Source organism: Vibrio sp. Vb1554, from assembly GCF_033344235.1.
The window spans coordinates 1-1,007 of sequence record NZ_JAWPOJ010000499.1; the positions used below are offsets into that span (position 1 = coordinate 1).

Consider the following 1,007-nt stretch of genomic DNA (forward strand, 5'->3'; position numbering starts at 1 on the left):
TCAGGTTTGTGGATACGGAATCTCTCATCGGTAATCGCCTGTTGTAGCAGTTCAACCGCACGTTGTGATTTTTGCTTGTAGAACGGCTTAATCACCTCTGAACTCAGTTTGAGTAGATCGCCTTTAGCGATGATGTGGTTTGCCAATGCTGGGCCAACACTGCCTGGCGCTAAGCTGATGATGCCATTCATATTGGTGAGTGCTTGGGTGATTTCTTCACTCGCAATCACAATCCCACATCGCACACCCGGCAAGCCAAGTTTAGATAAGCTCATGCACAGGATGGTGTTTTCATTCCAGAATGGTTCGACATCTTCAAAAATGATGTTCGGGAACGGCAAGCCGTACGCATTGTCGATGATCAGTGGGATGTTGTTCTCGCGCGCCAATTTGTCCAGTTTACGCACTTCTTCGTCAGTCAGTACGTTACCTGTTGGGTTGGTTGGGCGAGATGCACAAATTGCTGCGACGGAGTCATCGACGGTGAGCTTTTCAAAATCAACGTGATATTTGAATAGGCCGTTGTCGAGTAGCTCTATTTCTGGATGGTACGAAACAAAAATGTCTTCATCGATACCTGCATCACCGTAGCCAATGTATTCCGGTGCGATAGGCAACAGGACTTTTTTGTGCGAACCATCTGGCTGCTGACCAGCAAACAAATTAAATAGGTAGAAGAACCCGCTTTGGCTGCCATTCGTCAGGCTAATATTCTTCTCACTGATGTCCCAGCCGTATGTTTCACGAAACAGCTGTGCGAGCGCTTTGACGAACACGTCTTTACCCTGAGGGCCATCATAATTAGTGAGCGCGGCGACGAGTTCGCCACTGGCGAGCATTTCTTCACTGGCTTGGTGAAAGTAATCGAGCATGGCAGGAATGGCGGCCGGGTTACCCCCACCGAGCATGATGGCACCTGGCGTGCGTAGGCCATCATTCAAATCGTCCATTAACTGCGTAATACCTGAATACTGATTAAATTTTTCACCAAACTTTGAGAACTGCAT

General features: G+C 48.1%; 1 protein-coding gene. It reads right to left on the reverse strand.

All coding sequences use genetic code 11. The features are described from left to right. The coding region (locus R8N28_RS27340) for a valine--pyruvate transaminase (RefSeq protein WP_318183932.1) at positions 1-1,007 on the reverse strand (1,007 nt) is incomplete at its 3' end.